The organism is Pseudomonas sp. ASL8 (assembly GCF_056680355.1).
In genome coordinates, this window is the sequence record NZ_CM155278.1 from 1,088,139 (window position 1) to 1,105,018 (window position 16,880).

Annotated in this window: 15 protein-coding genes; 7 read left to right on the forward strand and 8 right to left on the reverse strand. The window is 59.8% G+C overall.

The window, feature by feature from the left end; all coding sequences use genetic code 11:
- Positions 1-3: 3 nt before the first annotated feature.
- Both tsaE and AC1MEA_RS04945 read right to left on the reverse strand, forming a co-directional pair.
- Positions 4-474, reverse strand: coding sequence for a tRNA (adenosine(37)-N6)-threonylcarbamoyltransferase complex ATPase subunit type 1 TsaE (tsaE, locus tag AC1MEA_RS04940; protein WP_449634019.1), 471 nt, complete (start codon positions 472-474; stop codon positions 4-6).
- A complete protein-coding gene (locus AC1MEA_RS04945; protein WP_480916992.1) occupies positions 462-1,952 on the reverse strand; it encodes an NAD(P)H-hydrate dehydratase in 1,491 nt (496 codons plus the stop codon). Before AC1MEA_RS04945 ends, tsaE begins: the two co-directional genes overlap by 13 nt.
- A 61-nt stretch (positions 1,953-2,013) precedes the next feature.
- On the opposite strand from AC1MEA_RS04945, the gene queG reads away from it, so the two are divergent.
- On the forward strand, positions 2,014-3,093 hold the full coding sequence (gene queG, locus AC1MEA_RS04950) for a tRNA epoxyqueuosine(34) reductase QueG (protein WP_480916993.1): 1,080 nt from the start codon (positions 2,014-2,016) through the stop codon (positions 3,091-3,093).
- A 14-nt stretch (positions 3,094-3,107) separates the two neighbouring features.
- Here the strand turns inward: queG and AC1MEA_RS04955 are convergent, their stop codons facing one another.
- Positions 3,108-3,719 carry a trimeric intracellular cation channel family protein gene (locus tag AC1MEA_RS04955; RefSeq protein ID WP_219062423.1) on the reverse strand — a complete coding sequence of 204 codons (612 nt, stop codon included), beginning with the start codon at positions 3,717-3,719 and terminating at the stop codon, positions 3,108-3,110.
- Between the two features lie 113 nt (positions 3,720-3,832).
- Positions 3,833-4,387 carry an oligoribonuclease gene (orn, locus tag AC1MEA_RS04960; protein WP_219062422.1) on the reverse strand — a complete coding sequence of 185 codons (555 nt, stop codon included), beginning with the start codon at positions 4,385-4,387 and terminating at the stop codon, positions 3,833-3,835.
- Between the two features lie 99 nt (positions 4,388-4,486).
- On the opposite strand from orn, the gene rsgA reads away from it, so the two are divergent.
- Positions 4,487-5,518 (forward strand): small ribosomal subunit biogenesis GTPase RsgA, encoded by a 1,032-nt coding sequence (gene rsgA, locus AC1MEA_RS04965; protein ID WP_219062421.1) that lies wholly within the window; start codon positions 4,487-4,489, stop codon positions 5,516-5,518.
- Between the two features lie 62 nt (positions 5,519-5,580).
- On the opposite strand, the gene motB is transcribed toward rsgA, so the two are convergent.
- Positions 5,581-6,612: a flagellar motor protein MotB gene (gene motB, locus AC1MEA_RS04970; protein WP_480916994.1), complete on the reverse strand. Its 1,032-nt coding sequence runs from the start codon at positions 6,610-6,612 to the stop codon at positions 5,581-5,583.
- Between the two features lie 3 nt (positions 6,613-6,615).
- Positions 6,616-7,467, reverse strand: coding sequence for a flagellar motor stator protein MotA (gene motA / locus AC1MEA_RS04975; RefSeq protein WP_449634023.1), 852 nt, complete (start codon positions 7,465-7,467; stop codon positions 6,616-6,618).
- 207 nt (positions 7,468-7,674) lie between these two features.
- Here motA and AC1MEA_RS04980 point away from each other — a divergent pair, with 207 nt between their 5' ends.
- From AC1MEA_RS04980 to AC1MEA_RS04995, 4 genes are all read left to right on the forward strand, one after another.
- On the forward strand, positions 7,675-9,210 hold the full coding sequence (locus AC1MEA_RS04980; protein WP_449634024.1) for an HDOD domain-containing protein: 1,536 nt from the start codon (positions 7,675-7,677) through the stop codon (positions 9,208-9,210).
- 45 nt (positions 9,211-9,255) lie between these two features.
- The gene (gene rhdA / locus AC1MEA_RS04985; RefSeq protein ID WP_480916995.1) at positions 9,256-10,077 is read left to right on the forward strand and encodes a thiosulfate sulfurtransferase; all 822 of its coding nucleotides are present in this window, start codon (positions 9,256-9,258) and stop codon (positions 10,075-10,077) included.
- 94 nt (positions 10,078-10,171) lie between these two features.
- Complete coding sequence (gene asd, locus AC1MEA_RS04990) at positions 10,172-11,035, forward strand: archaetidylserine decarboxylase (RefSeq protein WP_480916996.1); 864 nt, start codon at positions 10,172-10,174, stop codon at positions 11,033-11,035.
- Positions 11,036-11,215: 180 nt separating this feature from the next.
- Positions 11,216-13,018: a molecular chaperone gene (locus AC1MEA_RS04995; protein WP_480916997.1), complete on the forward strand. Its 1,803-nt coding sequence runs from the start codon at positions 11,216-11,218 to the stop codon at positions 13,016-13,018.
- A 70-nt stretch (positions 13,019-13,088) separates the two neighbouring features.
- On the opposite strand, the gene serB is transcribed toward AC1MEA_RS04995, so the two are convergent.
- On the reverse strand, positions 13,089-14,306 hold the full coding sequence (gene serB / locus AC1MEA_RS05000; protein ID WP_219062415.1) for a phosphoserine phosphatase SerB: 1,218 nt from the start codon (positions 14,304-14,306) through the stop codon (positions 13,089-13,091).
- Between the two features lie 130 nt (positions 14,307-14,436).
- Here serB and AC1MEA_RS05005 point away from each other — a divergent pair, with 130 nt between their 5' ends.
- Positions 14,437-15,987, forward strand: a complete 1,551-nt coding sequence (locus AC1MEA_RS05005; RefSeq protein ID WP_480916998.1) for a histidine kinase — start codon at positions 14,437-14,439, stop codon at positions 15,985-15,987.
- A 106-nt stretch (positions 15,988-16,093) separates the two neighbouring features.
- On the opposite strand, the gene AC1MEA_RS05010 is transcribed toward AC1MEA_RS05005, so the two are convergent.
- A complete protein-coding gene (locus AC1MEA_RS05010; RefSeq protein WP_480916999.1) occupies positions 16,094-16,804 on the reverse strand; it encodes a PqiC family protein in 711 nt (236 codons plus the stop codon).
- Positions 16,805-16,880 lie beyond the last annotated feature (76 nt).

A 16,880-nucleotide genomic window follows, 5' to 3' on the forward strand; every position in this document is an offset into this window, starting at 1 on the left:
CATTTATTTGAATTCCAAAGCCAAAGCGGCACACCAGGTTTCGCCACGCGAGCCTCTCGGGCTCAAAGTCAGTGATCGACCTTCCGCATGCGGCCTAATGGTAATGGTCAGGTCGGGCTTTGGCAAAAAGCCCGCACCACGTTGGGGCCACTCGATCAGGCAAAGCGCACTTCCGTCGAAGTAATCACGGATACCCATGTACTCTAGCTCCTCCGGATCGACCAGCCTGTACAGATCAAAGTGAAAGGCCCGAACCGTTCCGATTTCATAGGGTTCGACCAGGGTGAAGGTCGGGCTTTTGACGGCGCCGACATGCCCAAAGCCCCGGATAATCCCGCGCGACAGGGTGGTTTTGCCCGCACCGAGGTCGCCTTCGAGAAAGATCACCCCAAGCCCTTCGGTAACCTGAGCGATACGTGAACCGAAGCTCATCATGGCGTCTTCATTGGCCAGGTGCAGCGTTAGTTCAGACACGGTGACTGTTCCTCTAATAACTGACGAATGGCTGGAATGACATCACTGGCCGCCAGCCCCCGGCCCGATTTTCCTGCACGCTCGCCCGCGCTGGCGTGTAACCAGACCGCCAGGCACGCCGCCTCGAACGCCGGCAGCTTCTGCGCCATCAACGCCCCGACCAGTCCAGCCAGCACATCGCCCAAACCAGCCGTGGCCATCGCCGGATGACCGTGATCACACAACGCCAGCCGCCCATCGACGCTGGCAATCAGGCTGCCCGCCCCTTTGAGGACGACAACCGTCTTGTATTTCTGCGCCAGCGCCTGCGCCGCAGCCGGACGATCCGCCTGAATCGCCTGAGTGCTGACTCCCAGCAACCGCGCCGCTTCGCCTGGATGCGGGGTAATCACGCTATCGGGCGGCAGAGTCACGACGCCGACAGCCAACACATTCAGCGCATCGGCGTCCCACACTTGCGGACGCTGGGCATTGGCCGCCGCCGACAACAGGCTGCGCCCCCAACTGGCCTGACCCAAACCAGGTCCTACCACCAGCACGGCAGCCGGCTCGATCAAGGCGCGCAGCTGATTGGCGGAGCTGATGCCCGCGCTCATGACTTCCGGAACCCGCGTCAGCGCGGCCGGCACATGCTCACCACGGGTCGCGAGCGTCACCATGCCAGCACCACTGCGCAAAGCGCTTTCTGCCGACAACAGGGCCGCGCCACCAAAACCGTGATCACCGCCAATCACCAGCACGCGACCGAACAGGCCCTTGTTCGCCGAGGCAGGTCGAGCGGCCAGACGCGGCAAATTAAACGTATCCAGGCGCTTAGCACTGACGGGCGTTTGCGCCACGATCAGCGGATCGGCCTGCAGGTCATCGAAGACCAACTCGCCAACCCGATCCACGGCATCGCCGGTGAGCAACCCCAGCTTAAGGCCGATAAAGGTCACCGTGAGCTGAGCCCGCACCGCAACGCCAAGGGTTTTACCGGTGTCGGCACACACACCGGAAGGAATATCGACTGCCACGACAGGCAGACCACTGGCATTGATCGTATTGATCGCGCTGCGGTAAGGCTCTCGCACCTCACCGCTCAGGCCCGTCCCGAGCAGCGCATCAAGGACAATGCCACTCAGCACCTGCTCAGCGGACCAGCGCACGATGCTGACGCCCGCCTTCACCGCCTCGGCGTGCGCCTGCAAGGCGTCGCCGGACAATTGCGCAGGATCACCCACCGCCCGCACCACCACCTGCCAGCCCGCTCGCCGGGCCAGCGCCGCGACCAGATAACCGTCACCGGCGTTATTCCCGCGCCCTGCCAGCACGGTCAATTCACGCGCCTCCGGCCAATGCCGCCGCAACGCTCGCCACGTCGCATGGGCTGCACGCTGCATCAATTCAATACCAGGCGTGCCAGCCGCAATCAGGCGCGCGTCGAGGTCTCGCACGTGGGCTGCGCAGTACAATGCGTCGGGTTTAGTTGGCAACATGCGTCATAGGCTCCGATGTCTGGCAGAATTATACGCACCTCCGCTCCGGTTTCCTCTTCGCATGCCCGCTATTATTGCCAATCCGCCAATTACTGCCGACCTGGCCGCCCTTGCCCAATCGATCAAGGACTGGGGACGCGAGTTGGGCTTCCAGCAAGTCGGGATCGCCGGCCTGGATCTGGCTGAGCATGAACAGCACCTGCAACGCTGGCTCGATGCGGGTTATCACGGCGAGATGGACTATATGGCCGCCCACGGGAGCAAGCGTTCGCACCCGGAAGAGCTGGTGCCGGGGACGCTGCGCGTGGTGTCGCTGCGCATGGACTATCTGCCGGGCGACACCGAAATGGCGCAACGTCTGGCCCAGCCGGAAAAAGCCTACGTCTCGCGCTATGCCCTGGGCCGCGACTATCACAAGCTGATCCGCAAACGCGTCCAGCAACTGGCCGAGCGTATCCAGCAGGCCATCGGCCCGTTTGGTTATCGAGCGTTCGTCGACAGTGCGCCGGTACTGGAAAAAGCCATCGCCGAACAAGCCGGGCTGGGCTGGATCGGCAAAAACACCCTGATACTCAATCGCAAGGCTGGCAGCTATTTTTTCCTCAGTGAATTGTTCGTCGACCTGCCGCTGCCAGTCGACCCGCCCCATACCAGCGAACATTGCGGGCGCTGCACGGCCTGCCTGGACATCTGTCCTACCGCCGCGTTCGTCGGCCCTTACGTGCTGGACGCCCGACGCTGCATTTCCTACCTGACCATCGAACTCAAGACGGCGATCCCTGAAGAACTGCGCCCACTGATCGGCAATCGCGTGTTCGGTTGCGATGACTGCCAGATCGTCTGCCCCTGGAATCGCTTCGCCAGACCCACCACCCAAGGTGATTTTCAGCCACGGCATAGTCTAGACAACGCAGGGCTGGCCGAGTTGTTCCTGTGGGATGAAACAACCTTCCTCAGCAACACCGAAGGCTCACCCCTGCGCCGCGCCGGCTATGAACGCTGGTTACGCAACCTGGCGGTTGGGCTGGGCAATGCACCGTCGACCATTCCCGTGCTGGAAGCACTGGAGGCTCGACGCGACTACCCGTCAGAGCTGGTGCGAGAGCATGTGGAATGGGCGTTGAAGCAGCATGGTCGGTGAAACGGTGCAGGTGTTTACGGCTCGTCGTTGTAAACGAACTTGGGCATTTCCCAGCGAAAACGGATAGCTAACAGCCGCAACAAAAAGCCGCCAAACAAGGTGATCAGAATCGCCTGCTCATTGGGTAACCCCAGGTATTGGCAGAGCAGGTAGCACCAGGCCGCCACGAATGACACGCTGGCGTAGAGTTCGCGACGGAAAATCAATGGGATGTCGTTGCAGAAGATGTCCCGCAAGATGCCGCCAAATACCCCGGTAATCACCCCGCAGACTGACGCCACCAGCATGCCGTGCCCGGTCTCCAGCGCTGTCATGCAGCCGATCAGCGTGAACGCCACCAATCCCACCGCATCCAGCACCAGAAACAACGAACGCAGATGGCGCATCAATGGCGCGATAAAGATGGTCACCAACGCCGCGACGCTGGTCAGGATCAGGTATTCCGGGTGTTTGACCCAGGTCAGTGGGTAATGCCCCAACAACACGTCGCGGACCGAACCGCCGCCCAGTGCGGTGACGCAGGCAATCAGCACCACGCCAAACCAGTCCATCCCCCGACGACCGGCTGACAGCGCACCCGTCATGGCCTCAGCAGTGATGGCGATTAGATAAAGCATCAGCAACATGGCGGAGTCCCCGCGATAAAGCCGCGCAGTCTAACCAGTCAGACGAAGCACCAAAAGAGGGCGCGGCGAAATTTATCGCCACACCTCCGTGCTCACATGACGCGATCTACCTGTCACACCTTGATGAAGTGCTCACGGTAGTGACGCAATTCGCCGATCGATTCGCGAATATCGTCCATCGCCAGATGGGAGCCGCCCTTTTCGAACTTCTTCAAGTTTGGCGCCCAACGGGCTGCCAGCTCTTTAAGCGTGGAAACATCGAGGTTGCGGTAATGAAAGTAGTGTTCCAGCGTCGGCATGTGCCGGTACAGGAAGCGACGATCCTGACAAATGCTGTTACCGCAGATCGGCGAACTGCGCTCCGGCACCCATTGCTGGATAAACGCCAGGGTCTGCGCTTCGGCCTCAGCGGCACTGATGCGGCTGTCGCGGACCCGTTGCGTCAAGCCAGAGCCGCCGTGTTGACGGGTGTTCCACTCGTCCATGCGGGCCAGCGTCTCGTCACTTTGATGCACGGCAATCACCGGGCCTTCAGCCAGCGTGTTCAGTTCGCTGTCGGTGATGATGGTCGCCATCTCGATAATAACGTCGGTATCCGGGTCCAGACCGGTCATTTCCAGGTCGATCCAAATCAGGTTCTGCTTACTAAATTTTTCTTGCGTGGGCATGTCGCGACTCCTCAACTTAGGTGCGCAGTTTAGCCTAGCGGGACATGCTAGACTTGCGGCGTTTTACCTAATCAGCTGCTTTATCGACTCGGAACACCCATGGCCAAACGCCAACTCAATCGTCGCCAAAACTGGCGCATCGAAAAGATTCAAGGCGAGCGCGCTTCTCGCGCCGCCAAACGTGAATCGCAAACCCTTGAAACACTTGAGGGCGGTGATCTCGGCCCTGAGCAAATAGGGCTTGTGATCGCTCACTTTGGTGTGCAGGTCGAAGTCGAGGCACAGGAAGGCGAGCAAACCGGCCAGGTGTTCCGTTGTCACTTGCGCGCCAACTTGCCAGCGCTGGTCACCGGCGACCGGGTTGTCTGGCGTGCCGGTAATCAGGGTATCGGCGTCATCGTCGCGCAACTGCCCCGCACAACCGAGCTTTGCCGCCCGGACAGCCGTGGTCAGCTCAAGCCGGTTGCCGCCAACGTCGACCTGATCGTGATCGTCTTCGCGCCAATGCCGGAGCCGCACGCCAACCTGATCGACCGTTATCTGGTCGCCGCCGAACACGCGGGGATTCGTCCTCTGCTGCTGTTGAACAAGGCTGACCTGATCGACGATCAAAACGCTCCGGCGCTCAATGCGTTGTTAGCCGTTTATCGGCAGTTGGGCTATCCATTACTGGAAGTGTCCGCCCATCAAGGCGACGGCATGCAGCAGCTGCAAACCCAGCTGGACGGGCATATCAGCGTGTTTGTCGGTCAGTCCGGTGTCGGTAAATCATCGCTGGTCAACAGCTTGCTCCCGGAAGTCGAAGCCCGTGTCGGCCCGCTTTCCGAGCTTTCGGGTCAGGGCACTCACACCACGACCACTGCGCGCCTGTTCCACTTTCCACGTGGCGGCGACTTGATCGACTCCCCGGGGATTCGCGAGTTCGGCCTGGGCCATGTCAGCCGCGCCGACGTTGAAGCTGGCTTCATCGAGTTCAATGATTTGATCGGAACCTGCCGTTTCCGCGACTGCAAACATGATCGCGAACCGGGCTGCGCCCTGCTCAAGGCCCTTGAAGAAGGGCGCGTTCAGCAACAACGGATGAACAGCTACCGCTCGATCATCGCCAGCCTGCCTGAAAACAGTTACTAAGCTTTCCTGCACGCAGTAAAAAGCCGCGATCATCGCGGCTTTTTTGCACCTGCTGACTCGTCCTACTTCTTAGTCTCATCCATCTTCAACACGCCATCTTCAAAGATGTTGAGCTTGCCCCGCAGCTCATGGGGTTGCAGGGGTGCTTGCGGGGCAACCGGAGCCGGACGAGCTGAAGCGCCCGGGGTGCCCGCCGGAGCTGCGGCACCGGGGGCCGGTGTCCCTGACTCAGGTGTTTGCGGTGCAGCCTGATTACCCTCGATGCGCTGCTGGGCTTTCTTGGTCAGCACAATGATGTCGATTCGACGGTTCACCGGGTTCTGCGGATTTTCGTGATCGTACAAGGATGACGACGCGTATCCGACGACGCGCGCCACTTGCGATTCAGGATAACCACCCGCAACCAACGCCCGACGCGCCGCGTTGGCTCGGTTCGACGACAGCTCCCAGTTGCCGAACTCTTTGGTCCCGGCATAAGGCGTAGCGTCCGTATGACCGCTGATGCTGATCTTGTTTGGCACTGTGCGGATGGTGTCCGCCATGGCCAGCAGAATATCTTCGAAATACGGTTTCAAACGAGCGCTGCCGATGTCGAACATCGGCCGATTTGCAGCGTCCATGATCTGTATGCGCAAGCCGTCCTGGGTGATTTCGAACAGGATCTGGTCCTTGAACTTCTTCAGTTCCGGATTTTCCTCGACCTTGTTCTGCAGCTCTTGCAGCAGCATGTCCAGACGCTCCTGCTCGACTTGCTCTGCAACGGCGTCAACCTTTTCGCTCTCGACCTTGATTTTTTCTTGCTGGGGCACGGTCTCGACCTCAGGGTTCAAGGTTTTGTCGGGCGCAAGCGTTGGTGAACCACCCAGGTCAATGATGAACGGCGTGCCACTTTCGGTGAACCCGATCGGGTCTTTGAAGTACCCGGCAATAGCAAGTTTCTGCTCTGGAGTGGCCGAGGACATCAGCCACAACACCAGAAAGAACGCCATCATCGCCGTCGCAAAGTCGGCAAAGGCGATTTTCCAGGCGCCGCCGTGGTGCCCGGCGGCATAGCGCTTGATGCGCTTGACGATTATCGGCTGATTATTTTCCATGACTCAGCGACCGCGAACCGCTTGCTCCAGCTCACTGAAGCTGGGGCGATGCGCTGGATACAGAACCTTGCGACCGAACTCCACAGCCAGTGATGGCGGCATGCCCGAGGCCGAGGCAACCAGCGACGCTTTGATAGCTTCAAAAACGTTCAGCTCTTCCTTGGCGTCATGGGCCAGGGACGTGGCCAGCGGGCCGAAGAAACCGTAAGCAGCGAGAATACCGAAAAAGGTACCCACCAATGCCGCACCCACGTGCATACCGATCGCAGCCTGGTCACCCTCACCCAGCGAAGCCATGGTCACCACGATACCCAACACCGCCGCGACGATACCGAAACCGGGCATTGCATCGGCAACCCCGGTCACCGCGTGGGAAGGATGGTCCAGCTCTTCCTTCATGCTTTGTAATTCCATGTCGAACAAGCCTTCAAGCTCGTGCGGCGCCATGTTCCCTGACGACATGATGCGCAGGTAATCGCAGATGTAAGCGATCATGCGCTCGTCTTTGAGCACGCCGGGGTACTTGGCGAAAATCGGGCTGGCTGCGGCGTCTTCGATGTCGCCTTCAATCGCCATCATGCCTTCGCGGCGGCTCTTATTGAGAATCTCGTAGACCAGGCTGAGAATTTCAAGATAAAACGCGTGATTGAAGCGCGTGCCGAACATCTTCAGCGACTTCTTGATCACGAGGAGGGTCGTGTAACCGGGGTTGGCCTGGAGAAACGCACCCAATGCCGCGCCACCGATAATCATGACCTCGAAAGGCTGGATCAACGCGGCAATCTTGCCGTGAGAAAGGACGTATCCGCCGAGCACACTCGCGAAAACGACAATGATGCCGATAATTTTAGCCATAGATAGAGAGTTCTTACTGAGTCGGGTTCGAGGTCATGATCGGAAGTTCTTGAAACTCTTCTTCTACTTATCGGCATAAGTGCGCCAGACTATAGTCAGTTAAGGCGAAAAGCCAGTTCGGCCCGCACAGCGGGGAGTCTGGCGTCGATCGGTCCTTGAACCCGGCATACGACATTATCCTGACCTCTTAGCCGTACAGGCCCCTGCATGCCACCAGAAACCTCAGCACAGCTTCCCGTCCCACGCAGCCTCGACGCTTGGCTCAAGCAACTGGAGAGCATCCGCTTGCCTGTGCCAATCGCCAGCCACGAACGCGTGCTCGGTGCGCTGGCTGATAGCCGCCGCTCGTTACGCGAGATTGCCGAGCTGATGCAGGAAAGTCCGTCGCTGGTACTCAGCGTATTGCGCGAAGCCAATCATCACAGCACTGGCTTGTCGGAACCAGCGGAAAGCCTTGAGGTTGCCATCAACCGTCTGGGCTTGAAACGTACCGAAGAGTTGCTCCAGCGCCTGCCCGCACGGGCCCCGCAGGACATGCCGCCAGCCCTGCGTCAGTTACAGCTGATCAGCCAGCACGCGACGCAGCAGGCCAACGGGCTGTTCGCCGGTCGCATGGCTCGGCTCTGGCAGGACATTCACTGGGGCAGTTTGCTGTTCTTGTCGCCGCTGTGGCCAATGGCGGTCGCCCATCCCAAACTGCTTGAGGAATGGGAACTGAGGGTGATTCACAAGGGTGAGTCGGCGCTGATCGTTGAAACCCAATTGTTCGGCGTCAGCCTGCTCAAGCTGTGCCTGACAGTGGCCGAAGCCTGGCGCCTGCCCATGTGGGTCACGCAGGGTTATCGGCTGCTGATCAGTGAACGCCGATTGCTGGTCAAAGCGATACGTATTTCCCGCGATCATCTCCACCCGTTACGCCAGCGGCAACTGCTGGACGAGGACCCGGCCCTGCAACGCTGGCTCAACCATCCGGCCAATACCATCCTGCTGGCCAACGGCATCGCGCTGTCGGCGCAACAGGCCTGGGATACCCCGCACAGCCTGCGCTGGCAGTTGCTCACCAGCCTGTACCTGCAACAACCCCTGAGTGAAGTGCAACAGCAACTGCACCAACAGGCGGTGCAAAGCGCTCGCCAACATTGGGCGCGCGGGCTTTGGCACCCTGCAGAAGCGTTGATCTGGCCCTGGGAAACACGGCGAATGCACCGTGGCCTGCTGCCTGCGCCGCCACCGTCGGCCGATGCACTGCTGGCCTGGCGCAAATGCTGCACCGAGCTTTTGGTCGAGCCCAGCTGCTTCAACAACGCAATGCACCTGACCACTTCCGCCCGCGATGCGCTAGTGGCCTGCGGCATGCAGCGCGTCATGCTATTGATGACGGACCGCAACATGACCACCCTGCGCGTTCATCAAATTGCAGGGCTGGACAAAAGCGCGGCCAACCTCACGCTGCAAATCAGTGAAAGCACCGTCTTGCAGCGCCTGCTCGCGCAACCGACCCAACTGCGCCTGAGCCCCGCCAACAACGCGCAGTTTTCGGCGCTATTGCCCGGACAGCTGAAAGGGCTGTTTACCGGCGAGCATCTGTTGCTACGCTCACTCAGCAGCAACGGCAAGGTGGTCATGCTGGTGTTTGCCGATCAAGGGGGTGGACCCCTCTCGGAAATCAGCGTGCAGGCCTTTGGTAAAACCGCGCAATGCATCGAGCGCGCCTTAAGCAGCTTTAGCGCCCGCAAAGCCTGACGCGTAAGCTACAATTTGCCTCTTTTTTCTGATCTGGAGAACTAAATGCCGGACTTCTCTAGCTTGCCGCTGGTCATCGAGCCCAGCGACCTGCTGGCCCGCCTTGACGCGCCAGAACTGATTCTTGTCGATCTGACCAGTAGCGCGAGCTACAGCGCCGGGCATATTCCCGGTGCACGCTTCGTTGATCCGAAACGCACGCAAATGGGCCATCCACCGGCGCCGGGGCTTTTGCCGTCGCAGGCCCAGCTTGAAGTCCTGTTCGGTGAGCTGGGGCATAACCCTAAAGCGGTTTACGTGGTCTATGACGATGAAGGCGGCGGTTGGGCCGGACGCTTTATATGGTTGCTGGACGTGATTGGTCACTCACGCTCACGCTATCACTACCTCGACGGCGGCCTGCATGCCTGGCGAGCCGAAGCGCGGCCACTCTCGAGCGAGGTTCCGCCGAACGTCGGAGGTCCCGTGCCATTGACCCTGCACAGCGAACCGACCGCGACCCGCGAATACCTGCAATGTCGCCTGGGCGCCGCTGACCTGGCAATTTGGGACGCACGCGGCCCCACTGAATACTCAGGCGAAAAAGTCCTCGCAGCCAAGGGTGGGCATATCCCCGGCGCGGTCAATTTCGAATGGACCGCTGGCATGGACCCTGCGCGCGACTTGCGTATCCGCAAGGATATGCCGCAGATTCTTGAAAGCCTGGGCATCACGAAGGACAAGGAAGTGATCACCCATTGCCAGACCCACCATCGCTCCGGCTTCACCTATCTGGTGGCCAAGGCGCTGGGTTATCCGCGCGTCAAAGGTTACGCCGGCTCCTGGGGCGAATGGGGTAATCACCCCGATACGCCTGTCGAGAAATAAGGCGAGCCATCAGCCCGGATCGCCTCTGACCGGGACCAGTATTGCCACCTCTTTTAACTGCAACTTTTTTAGATGCTTCGCTTTAGGAATTTTGATGAAACAGCGTTTTTTTATCCTCAGCCAGTACCTGCTGCCACACCATTTGCTGTCCCGTCTGGCTGGCTGCGTTGCCGAGTGCAAGGTGCGCTGGTTCAAAAATGCCTTCACCGCCTGGTTCGCCCGGCGCTATCAGGTGGACATGTCGCAAGCATTGGTCGAAGACCTGACTGCTTATGAGCACTTCAACGCCTTCTTCACCCGCGCCCTGAAGCCCGGCGCACGACCGCTGGATGAAACGCCTGGCGCGATTCTCAGCCCTGCCGACGGCGCTGTCAGCCAATTGGGCCCAATCGATCATGGTCGAATTTTTCAGGCCAAGGGTCACAGCTTCAGCGTGCTCGAACTGCTGGGCGGCGATGCGAACCTGTCCGCACCGTTCATGGGCGGTGAATTCGCGACGATCTACTTGTCGCCAAAAGACTATCACCGGGTCCACATGCCACTGGCCGGTACTTTGCGTGAAATGGTCTACGTGCCGGGCCGCATTTTCTCGGTCAACCAGACCACGGCCGAAAACGTTCCTGAACTGTTCGCCCGTAACGAACGCGTGGTTTGCCTGTTCGATACCGAGCGCGGCCCGATGGCCGTGGTGTTAGTGGGCGCGATGATCGTCGCCTCGATTGAGACGGTGTGGGCAGGTCTGGTTACACCGCCCAAACGCGAGCTGAAAACCGTGCGTTACGACGAAGCCGCCCGCGCACCGATTCATCTGGAGAAAGGCGCTGAGCTTGGACGCTTCAAGCTGGGTTCCACCGCCATCGTGCTGTTCGGGCCGGATCAAGTGAAGTGGGCCGAACAACTTGCCGCAGGCACTCCGGTGCAGATGGGACAAGCCATAGGTCTGGCTGCCGAGGTGTGACGTCAAGTCACACCGTTCAACACCCTCGATCCGATAGGCTGACGGGCGAGTACTGCCGCCCGTCGGCAGTACTCGAGCATCAAAGGCTGCGACTGCACGGCTATGCTGCTAAAGTCGAGTCTGGCCATGTTCAGATGAGCAGCCGCTCGAGCCGTTGTGCTGTTGGAGTTTGTCGGGCAAATGAGTAATTCAAGTCTGGAGCTGTTGCAGCGTGTTCCCACGCCAACGCAGTCGAGCCTGTCGTTCTGCGAGGCCACTCCGCGCGACCTGAAACGCTGGATCTCAAGCCTGCCCAAAGCCAACCTCGGCGAAACCGCCCGCCTGCTCTACCAAGGCATGGGCGAGCTCAACCAGTTACTGACCCCCAGCGACAACCGCCTGCAATTGCTCGAACTGCTACGCCCTGAGGTCTATTACGTCTGCAAGAACCTTGAGCGGCACTTCCTTAGTCAGGCGATTGTGCTCGACGAACGCCCGCGCAAAGTGGCGAACCTCTGCCAGGCCCTGCAAAACCACTTGGCCATTGGCTACAAACAGATCATCGCGCGCGTCTCGCCGAACCTTACCAAAGATCGAGCTTCGCTCCTGACCACCGCCATGCAGCGCGCATTGCACTGCCTCAATGGCCCCTTGATTCGCGCCAGCCAACTGTATTGCCCCGTACCGGAGGGCCTGTGGCTGGAAATGCACCAGATTTATCTGATTGCACGTCAGCATCAGTTGAATAACATCGCCGTGGCCGACAGCCTGGCGAACCACACCCAGACGTTGAGCATCGAGCAAACGTATGGGGTGGCTTTGCTCTTGGGTTGTTCGCGCTGCAACCAGATGCGTCAGCTCAATATCGGCCGTCTGGCCGAAGTCCTCGAATCCTGGAGTGCACTGGTCAAGCTGCAATCGCCAGCGGAAGAATCCAGTCTGTTCGCGGTAGCACAGAACGTCGATGCGCCGCCGCGTTACAAATCACTGTTCCTCGATGAGCAGCTACCGGGTCTGCTGGGCATCAATCCACTGCCACTGGCGGCAGCCATCAAGGATTACCTGGACTTGCCCGAGGAGAAGCGCGGGCAATCGCCGCTGCTAGTACCCAACGGCTTTACCCTGGATCTGTTGCAACATCTGGCGGCAGCCTGGGGCGACGTCTCCGAGCGGACGTTTCAGCGCACGGCCGGCCAAGGCACCTTGACCCTGTGCCTCGGGATGAGTGCCCTGCACTATTACCTGGGCGGACAGAAGTCATTCAGCGAGATGCTCAAACTGCCCGCCGTCAGCCAGGCCGCACAGTTCACGACGCAGTTCGCCAAAATCGCCTCCACCGATGCATGGGCCACGACGTTCGACAGTGAGCGCGATGGCACATCGGACAGCATGCTGCCGTACGAGGAGATCCAGTATCAGCAGGCCGAAGTGGATGGTGGCGTCCCGGCGTCCAACGCCCAGCAAACGTTCCCGACCCATGCCCTGAACGTCATCAACCACAGTCCGGGCGGCTACTGCCTGGCTTGGCCCAAAGACGTTCCCCCCCAGTTACAGGCAGGGGAAATGGTCGGTATTCAAGACGGTGTCGGTCAGGGCTGGAGCATCGCGGTCGTGCGCTGGATTCGTCAGGTTCGCGGTGGCGGCACGCAAATGGGTATCGAACTGGTTGCGCCCTATGCTCAGCCATGCGGCCTGCAACTGGTACGCACCGGCGAGCAAAGCAGCCAATACCTTCGGGCACTGCTGCTGCCTGAAGTCCGCGCAATCGACCAGCCAGCGACGTTATTGGCGCCGCGCTTGCCCTTTCAGGAGGGCAACAAGGTGAAAATCAACACCAACGGCGAAGAGCGTCGTGCAGGCCTGGGCAAGCGTCGCACCGGCACCGGCAGCTTCAATCAGTTCGAATACCAGACGATTGAAGCACCGCGTAACAAAGACAGTGTCGGTGGACCCGACAGCGCAGCGTCCGGAGAAGAGTTCGACTCGTTGTGGACGTCTTTGTAGCAGACGTCGCACCGGGTAGCGCTTGGCAGGCAAGCCTGCGCCCGCAGACTGAACTGCGGGAGCAAAAACCCTATAAGCCCCGCCCATCCCGATCACGAAAGCCGAGCAGGTACAGAATCCCGTCCAGTCCCAGCGTCGAGATCGCCTGTTTGGCCGACTGCTTGACCAGCGGCTTGGCTCGGAAAGCGACGCCAAGACCGGCAATCGCCAACATCGGCAAATCATTGGCCCCATCACCGACGGCAATCGTCTGCTCAAGGCTCAGGCCTTCTTTGTGCGCCAACTCACGCAGCAGGTCGGCTTTGCGCCGGGCATCGACGATCGGCTCGATGGCCACACCGGTAACCTTGCCATCGACCACTTCCAATTCATTGGCGAACACGTAGTCGATGCCCAGCTTGGCTTGCAGCTGTTTGGCGAAGTAAGTGAAACCACCCGACAGAATCGCAGTCTTGTAGCCCAATCGTTTGAGCTCGGCGAACAGGGTTTCGGCGCCTTCGGTCAGGCGCAACGAAGCACCGATTTCATCCAGCACACTGACGTCGAGGCCTTTGAGCAGTGCCAGCCGCTCTTTGAAACTGGCGCAGAAATCCAGCTCGCCACGCATGGCCCGCTCAGTGATTTCCGACACCCGCTCGCCGACACCGGCCGCCTTGGCCAACTCGTCGATGACTTCAGCCTCGATCAGCGTCGAGTCCATGTCGAACACCGCCAGACGACGGTTGCGCCGGAACAGCGAGTCCTGCTGGAACGCGATATCGACGTTGAGTTCTTGCGCCACGCTGAGGAACTCGGCCTGCATCGCACCAGGATCGGCCGGCTCGCCGCGCACAGAAAACTCGATGCAGCCCTTGCCTTTATCGGCCGGCGTATCGAGCGGCATCCGTCCGGACAGGCGATCGATCTGATCGATGTTCAGGCCATACTTGGCGGTAATGGAACTGACACGCTGCAATTGCTCGGCCGTGACCTTACGGGTGAGCAACGTCACGATGTGCCGCGCCTTGCCCTGCCCATTGACCCAATGCGCGTAGTCCTCTTCGGAAACTGCCGTGAAGCGCACCTGCTGATCAAGCTTGTAAGCCGTGAACAGGATGTCTTTAAGCACCGAGGAGCCTTGTTCGGTTCCCGGAATTTCAACCAGGATGCCGAACGACAAGGTGTCGTGGATCACCGCCTGACCAATATCGAGAATATTCACCCCACCCTGGGCAAGCACCCCGGTAATGGCCGCAGTGAGACCCGGACGGTCTTCACCAGTGATGTTTATCAGGACGATTTCGCGCAAGGCGCACCCCCGCAGTGGAAAAAAACCGCATTCTAACCACTTTCAGTGACCATCGGGCACAGCGAGCGCTTTGCCGCTCAAGGGTCGGTCGCTATACTGCCCGGCAACTTCACCAAAAGAACCGTGCTCAGTGAACCGGCCCACGCCAGTTAAAACCGATAATTTCTTCCTGCTGATCTTTCGGGCATTGCGCCATAGGCGTGTACCGCTTGCTTTGCGCATAGCCAGCCATAACGTGATTCTGGTCGCCTTGGCGCTGGTGATCTATGCCTGCGTGATGGGCCTGCAGTTCAAGCAGGCCATGCACGAACAGGCTGACGCCCTCGGCCAGGCCCTGACCACGCAAACTGCGACGTCCGCCACGGAACTGCTGGTGTCCAACGACATCCTCAGTCTCAACGTGCTGCTGGGCAATCTGGTGAAGAACCCACTGGTGGCCCACGCCGCCATCTACAGCGTGGATAACCGCATCCTTGCAGAAGCCGGTCAGCGCCCTAAAAATGGCCTGCTGGGTGAAGCCGAAGGCTTGTACGAGATCAAGATCACCTTCCAGGACGTGATCGCCGGGCACCTGCGCATCAGCCTGGACATGGCGCAATTCCAGCAGCCGATGACCATCAGTTTGCAAAGCATGGGCATCCTCAGCGGAATTCTGCTGGCATTGGCACTGGCGTTGAGCTTGCGCCTGGGTCGTTACATTTCAACGCCGCTGCTGCAATTGCGCGTGTGGCTGCGCGATATCGACGAGCACACACCCGCCACCGAGCGCCAGGATGAAATCGGCGATCTGGCCCGTCAACTGCACGCTTCGTTCGCGCCCGAACCGCCTGAACCTCAGCCCGTTCCAGAACCGGAGTACGACGAACACGCTGGCACCGATCCGTACCTTGAAACTGAAGAGGACGACGAACCCGGGTTTACCGCGAACGACCTGCACGAACCTGGTTTCGATGAAGCGCCTAAACCTCGCCCGCCAGCGCAAGCGCCGAGGCGCATCGTCGCTGAAGAAGATGAAGAGGGCGAAGAAGACCCCTTCGCCGATCTGCGCGATCATTCCACCCCCGCCCCCGTGGCCAAGCGCGCTCCGATTGCCCCGAGCCAGCCGCAACACAGTGCGGTACTGGCCGTACAGCTTGGTGCTCAGGATCAACTGCGCCGTTTGCCCCGCGCTCGCCTGACCGAACTGCTGCAACGCTACCGTGACTGCCTGGATCAAGCGGCATCGCTGTATCAAAGCGAACTGCACACACTGAACGATGGCAGCACACTGATGCTGTTCCATAGCCAGGACAGTGGCGAGGACTACCTGACCAACGCGATTTGCTGTGGCGAGCTCCTGCGCGCCCTGGGCCACGCCTTGCAGATCGAGGTCGCCGACAGCGGCATCACCCTGCAATTGCAGCTGGGCCTGACCCTGAGTGACGGACTGTTCGGCTTGAGCCAGATCGACCTGTTGCTGACTGAAACCGCGCAAGATGCATTGGCGCTGTCACAACACAGCCGCAACCTGCTGCTGGTAGAGCGCAAGATCAGCGACGATGTGCTGATCCGCCAACGCGCCCGCATCAGACCTATCGCCAGTCCGGAAGGCGCGTGCTGCGTCGAACGGCTGATGGAGCCCTACCCGTCCATGCTCGAACGCCAACTGGCGCGGATGCATGAGAGCCGGGGCAAGGTTTAGCGGATACCGCCATCGCGGGGAAACCCGCGCCAGCAGGTGTCAGACAGACGCCCAATAAAAAGCCCACATCGCTGTGGGCTTTTTATTGGGCGGTGGAGCCACTTCCTCAGAAGCGGAACACTTCCATATCCGTACGAATCGGCGAAGCCAAGGGAATCTTTGGCCTGCCCTGGTCCTGCTCTTTATTCGTGTGCGCCTGAGCCGCAGGCTGCTTTTTAGGTTCGTCCGCAGGCTGGTTGGCCAATGGTTTGACCGCAACGCTCAGTTGATCGGCCAGACGCTGCAAAAGTACACCCTGCGCTTTTACCTGTGCAGCCGAGGTCCCGACATGGGGCTCTTCCAGGTGAATCAGTCGGCTATCGCGAACCTGACCCTTACGATCGAGCAAGCGCCACTGAGCATCGAGCACCGCAGGTTGGTTTGCGCCCGAATCAAGTCGGGTAATGGACAACAAGACCTGCACATCCGGGGTAAAACCGGTGACCGCGGGTGCCAGCACCACGCGCTGACTGTCCAGTTTCCAGGCCAGTCGGCGCAACAGCAGTTGATCGATGTCCGAAGACAGACTGCCCGCCCAGCGACCATCGGTCGATGCCGTCAGGCTGCCATCCGGTTGGCGTTGCAACAGGGTTTCACGTTGAAGATAATCGGCCACTGAAACCGGGCCCAACAAAACAGCCAGCCCAGCACTTTGTTTAGGTTGACCCGGCTCACCGGCGTCAAGCTGATACAACGAAGTCGGTTGTTGCACACTGCAACCGGCAAGCCCAATTACGCCGGTCATTAACAAAACAAAAGGAAGGCGTAAAAAATTCATCATCCCATCCAGGTAGTCGCCACAAGGCGCACCACAGCGTCAATACTCACAAAATACATGAAGGCACTCAGCCACG

What these genes read in the sequence shown, in the direction of transcription:
- AC1MEA_RS04945 (WP_480916992.1), bottom strand. Translation starts at nt 1,952, where the DNA reads ATGTTGCCAACTAAACCCGACGCATTGTACTGCGCAGCCCACGTGCGA.
- queG (WP_480916993.1), top strand. Translation starts at nt 2,014, where the DNA reads ATGCCCGCTATTATTGCCAATCCGCCAATTACTGCCGACCTGGCCGCC.
- motB (WP_480916994.1), bottom strand. Translation starts at nt 6,612, where the DNA reads ATGGAAAATAATCAGCCGATAATCGTCAAGCGCATCAAGCGCTATGCC.
- rhdA (WP_480916995.1), top strand. Translation starts at nt 9,256, where the DNA reads ATGCCGGACTTCTCTAGCTTGCCGCTGGTCATCGAGCCCAGCGACCTG.
- AC1MEA_RS04995 (WP_480916997.1), top strand. Translation starts at nt 11,216, where the DNA reads ATGAGTAATTCAAGTCTGGAGCTGTTGCAGCGTGTTCCCACGCCAACG.
- rsgA (WP_219062421.1), top strand. Translation starts at nt 4,487, where the DNA reads ATGGCCAAACGCCAACTCAATCGTCGCCAAAACTGGCGCATCGAAAAG.
- motA (WP_449634023.1), bottom strand. Translation starts at nt 7,467, where the DNA reads ATGGCTAAAATTATCGGCATCATTGTCGTTTTCGCGAGTGTGCTCGGC.
- AC1MEA_RS05010 (WP_480916999.1), bottom strand. Translation starts at nt 16,804, where the DNA reads ATGAATTTTTTACGCCTTCCTTTTGTTTTGTTAATGACCGGCGTAATT.
- AC1MEA_RS04980 (WP_449634024.1), top strand. Translation starts at nt 7,675, where the DNA reads ATGCCACCAGAAACCTCAGCACAGCTTCCCGTCCCACGCAGCCTCGAC.
- asd (WP_480916996.1), top strand. Translation starts at nt 10,172, where the DNA reads ATGAAACAGCGTTTTTTTATCCTCAGCCAGTACCTGCTGCCACACCAT.
- AC1MEA_RS04955 (WP_219062423.1), bottom strand. Translation starts at nt 3,719, where the DNA reads ATGTTGCTGATGCTTTATCTAATCGCCATCACTGCTGAGGCCATGACG.
- orn (WP_219062422.1), bottom strand. Translation starts at nt 4,387, where the DNA reads ATGCCCACGCAAGAAAAATTTAGTAAGCAGAACCTGATTTGGATCGAC.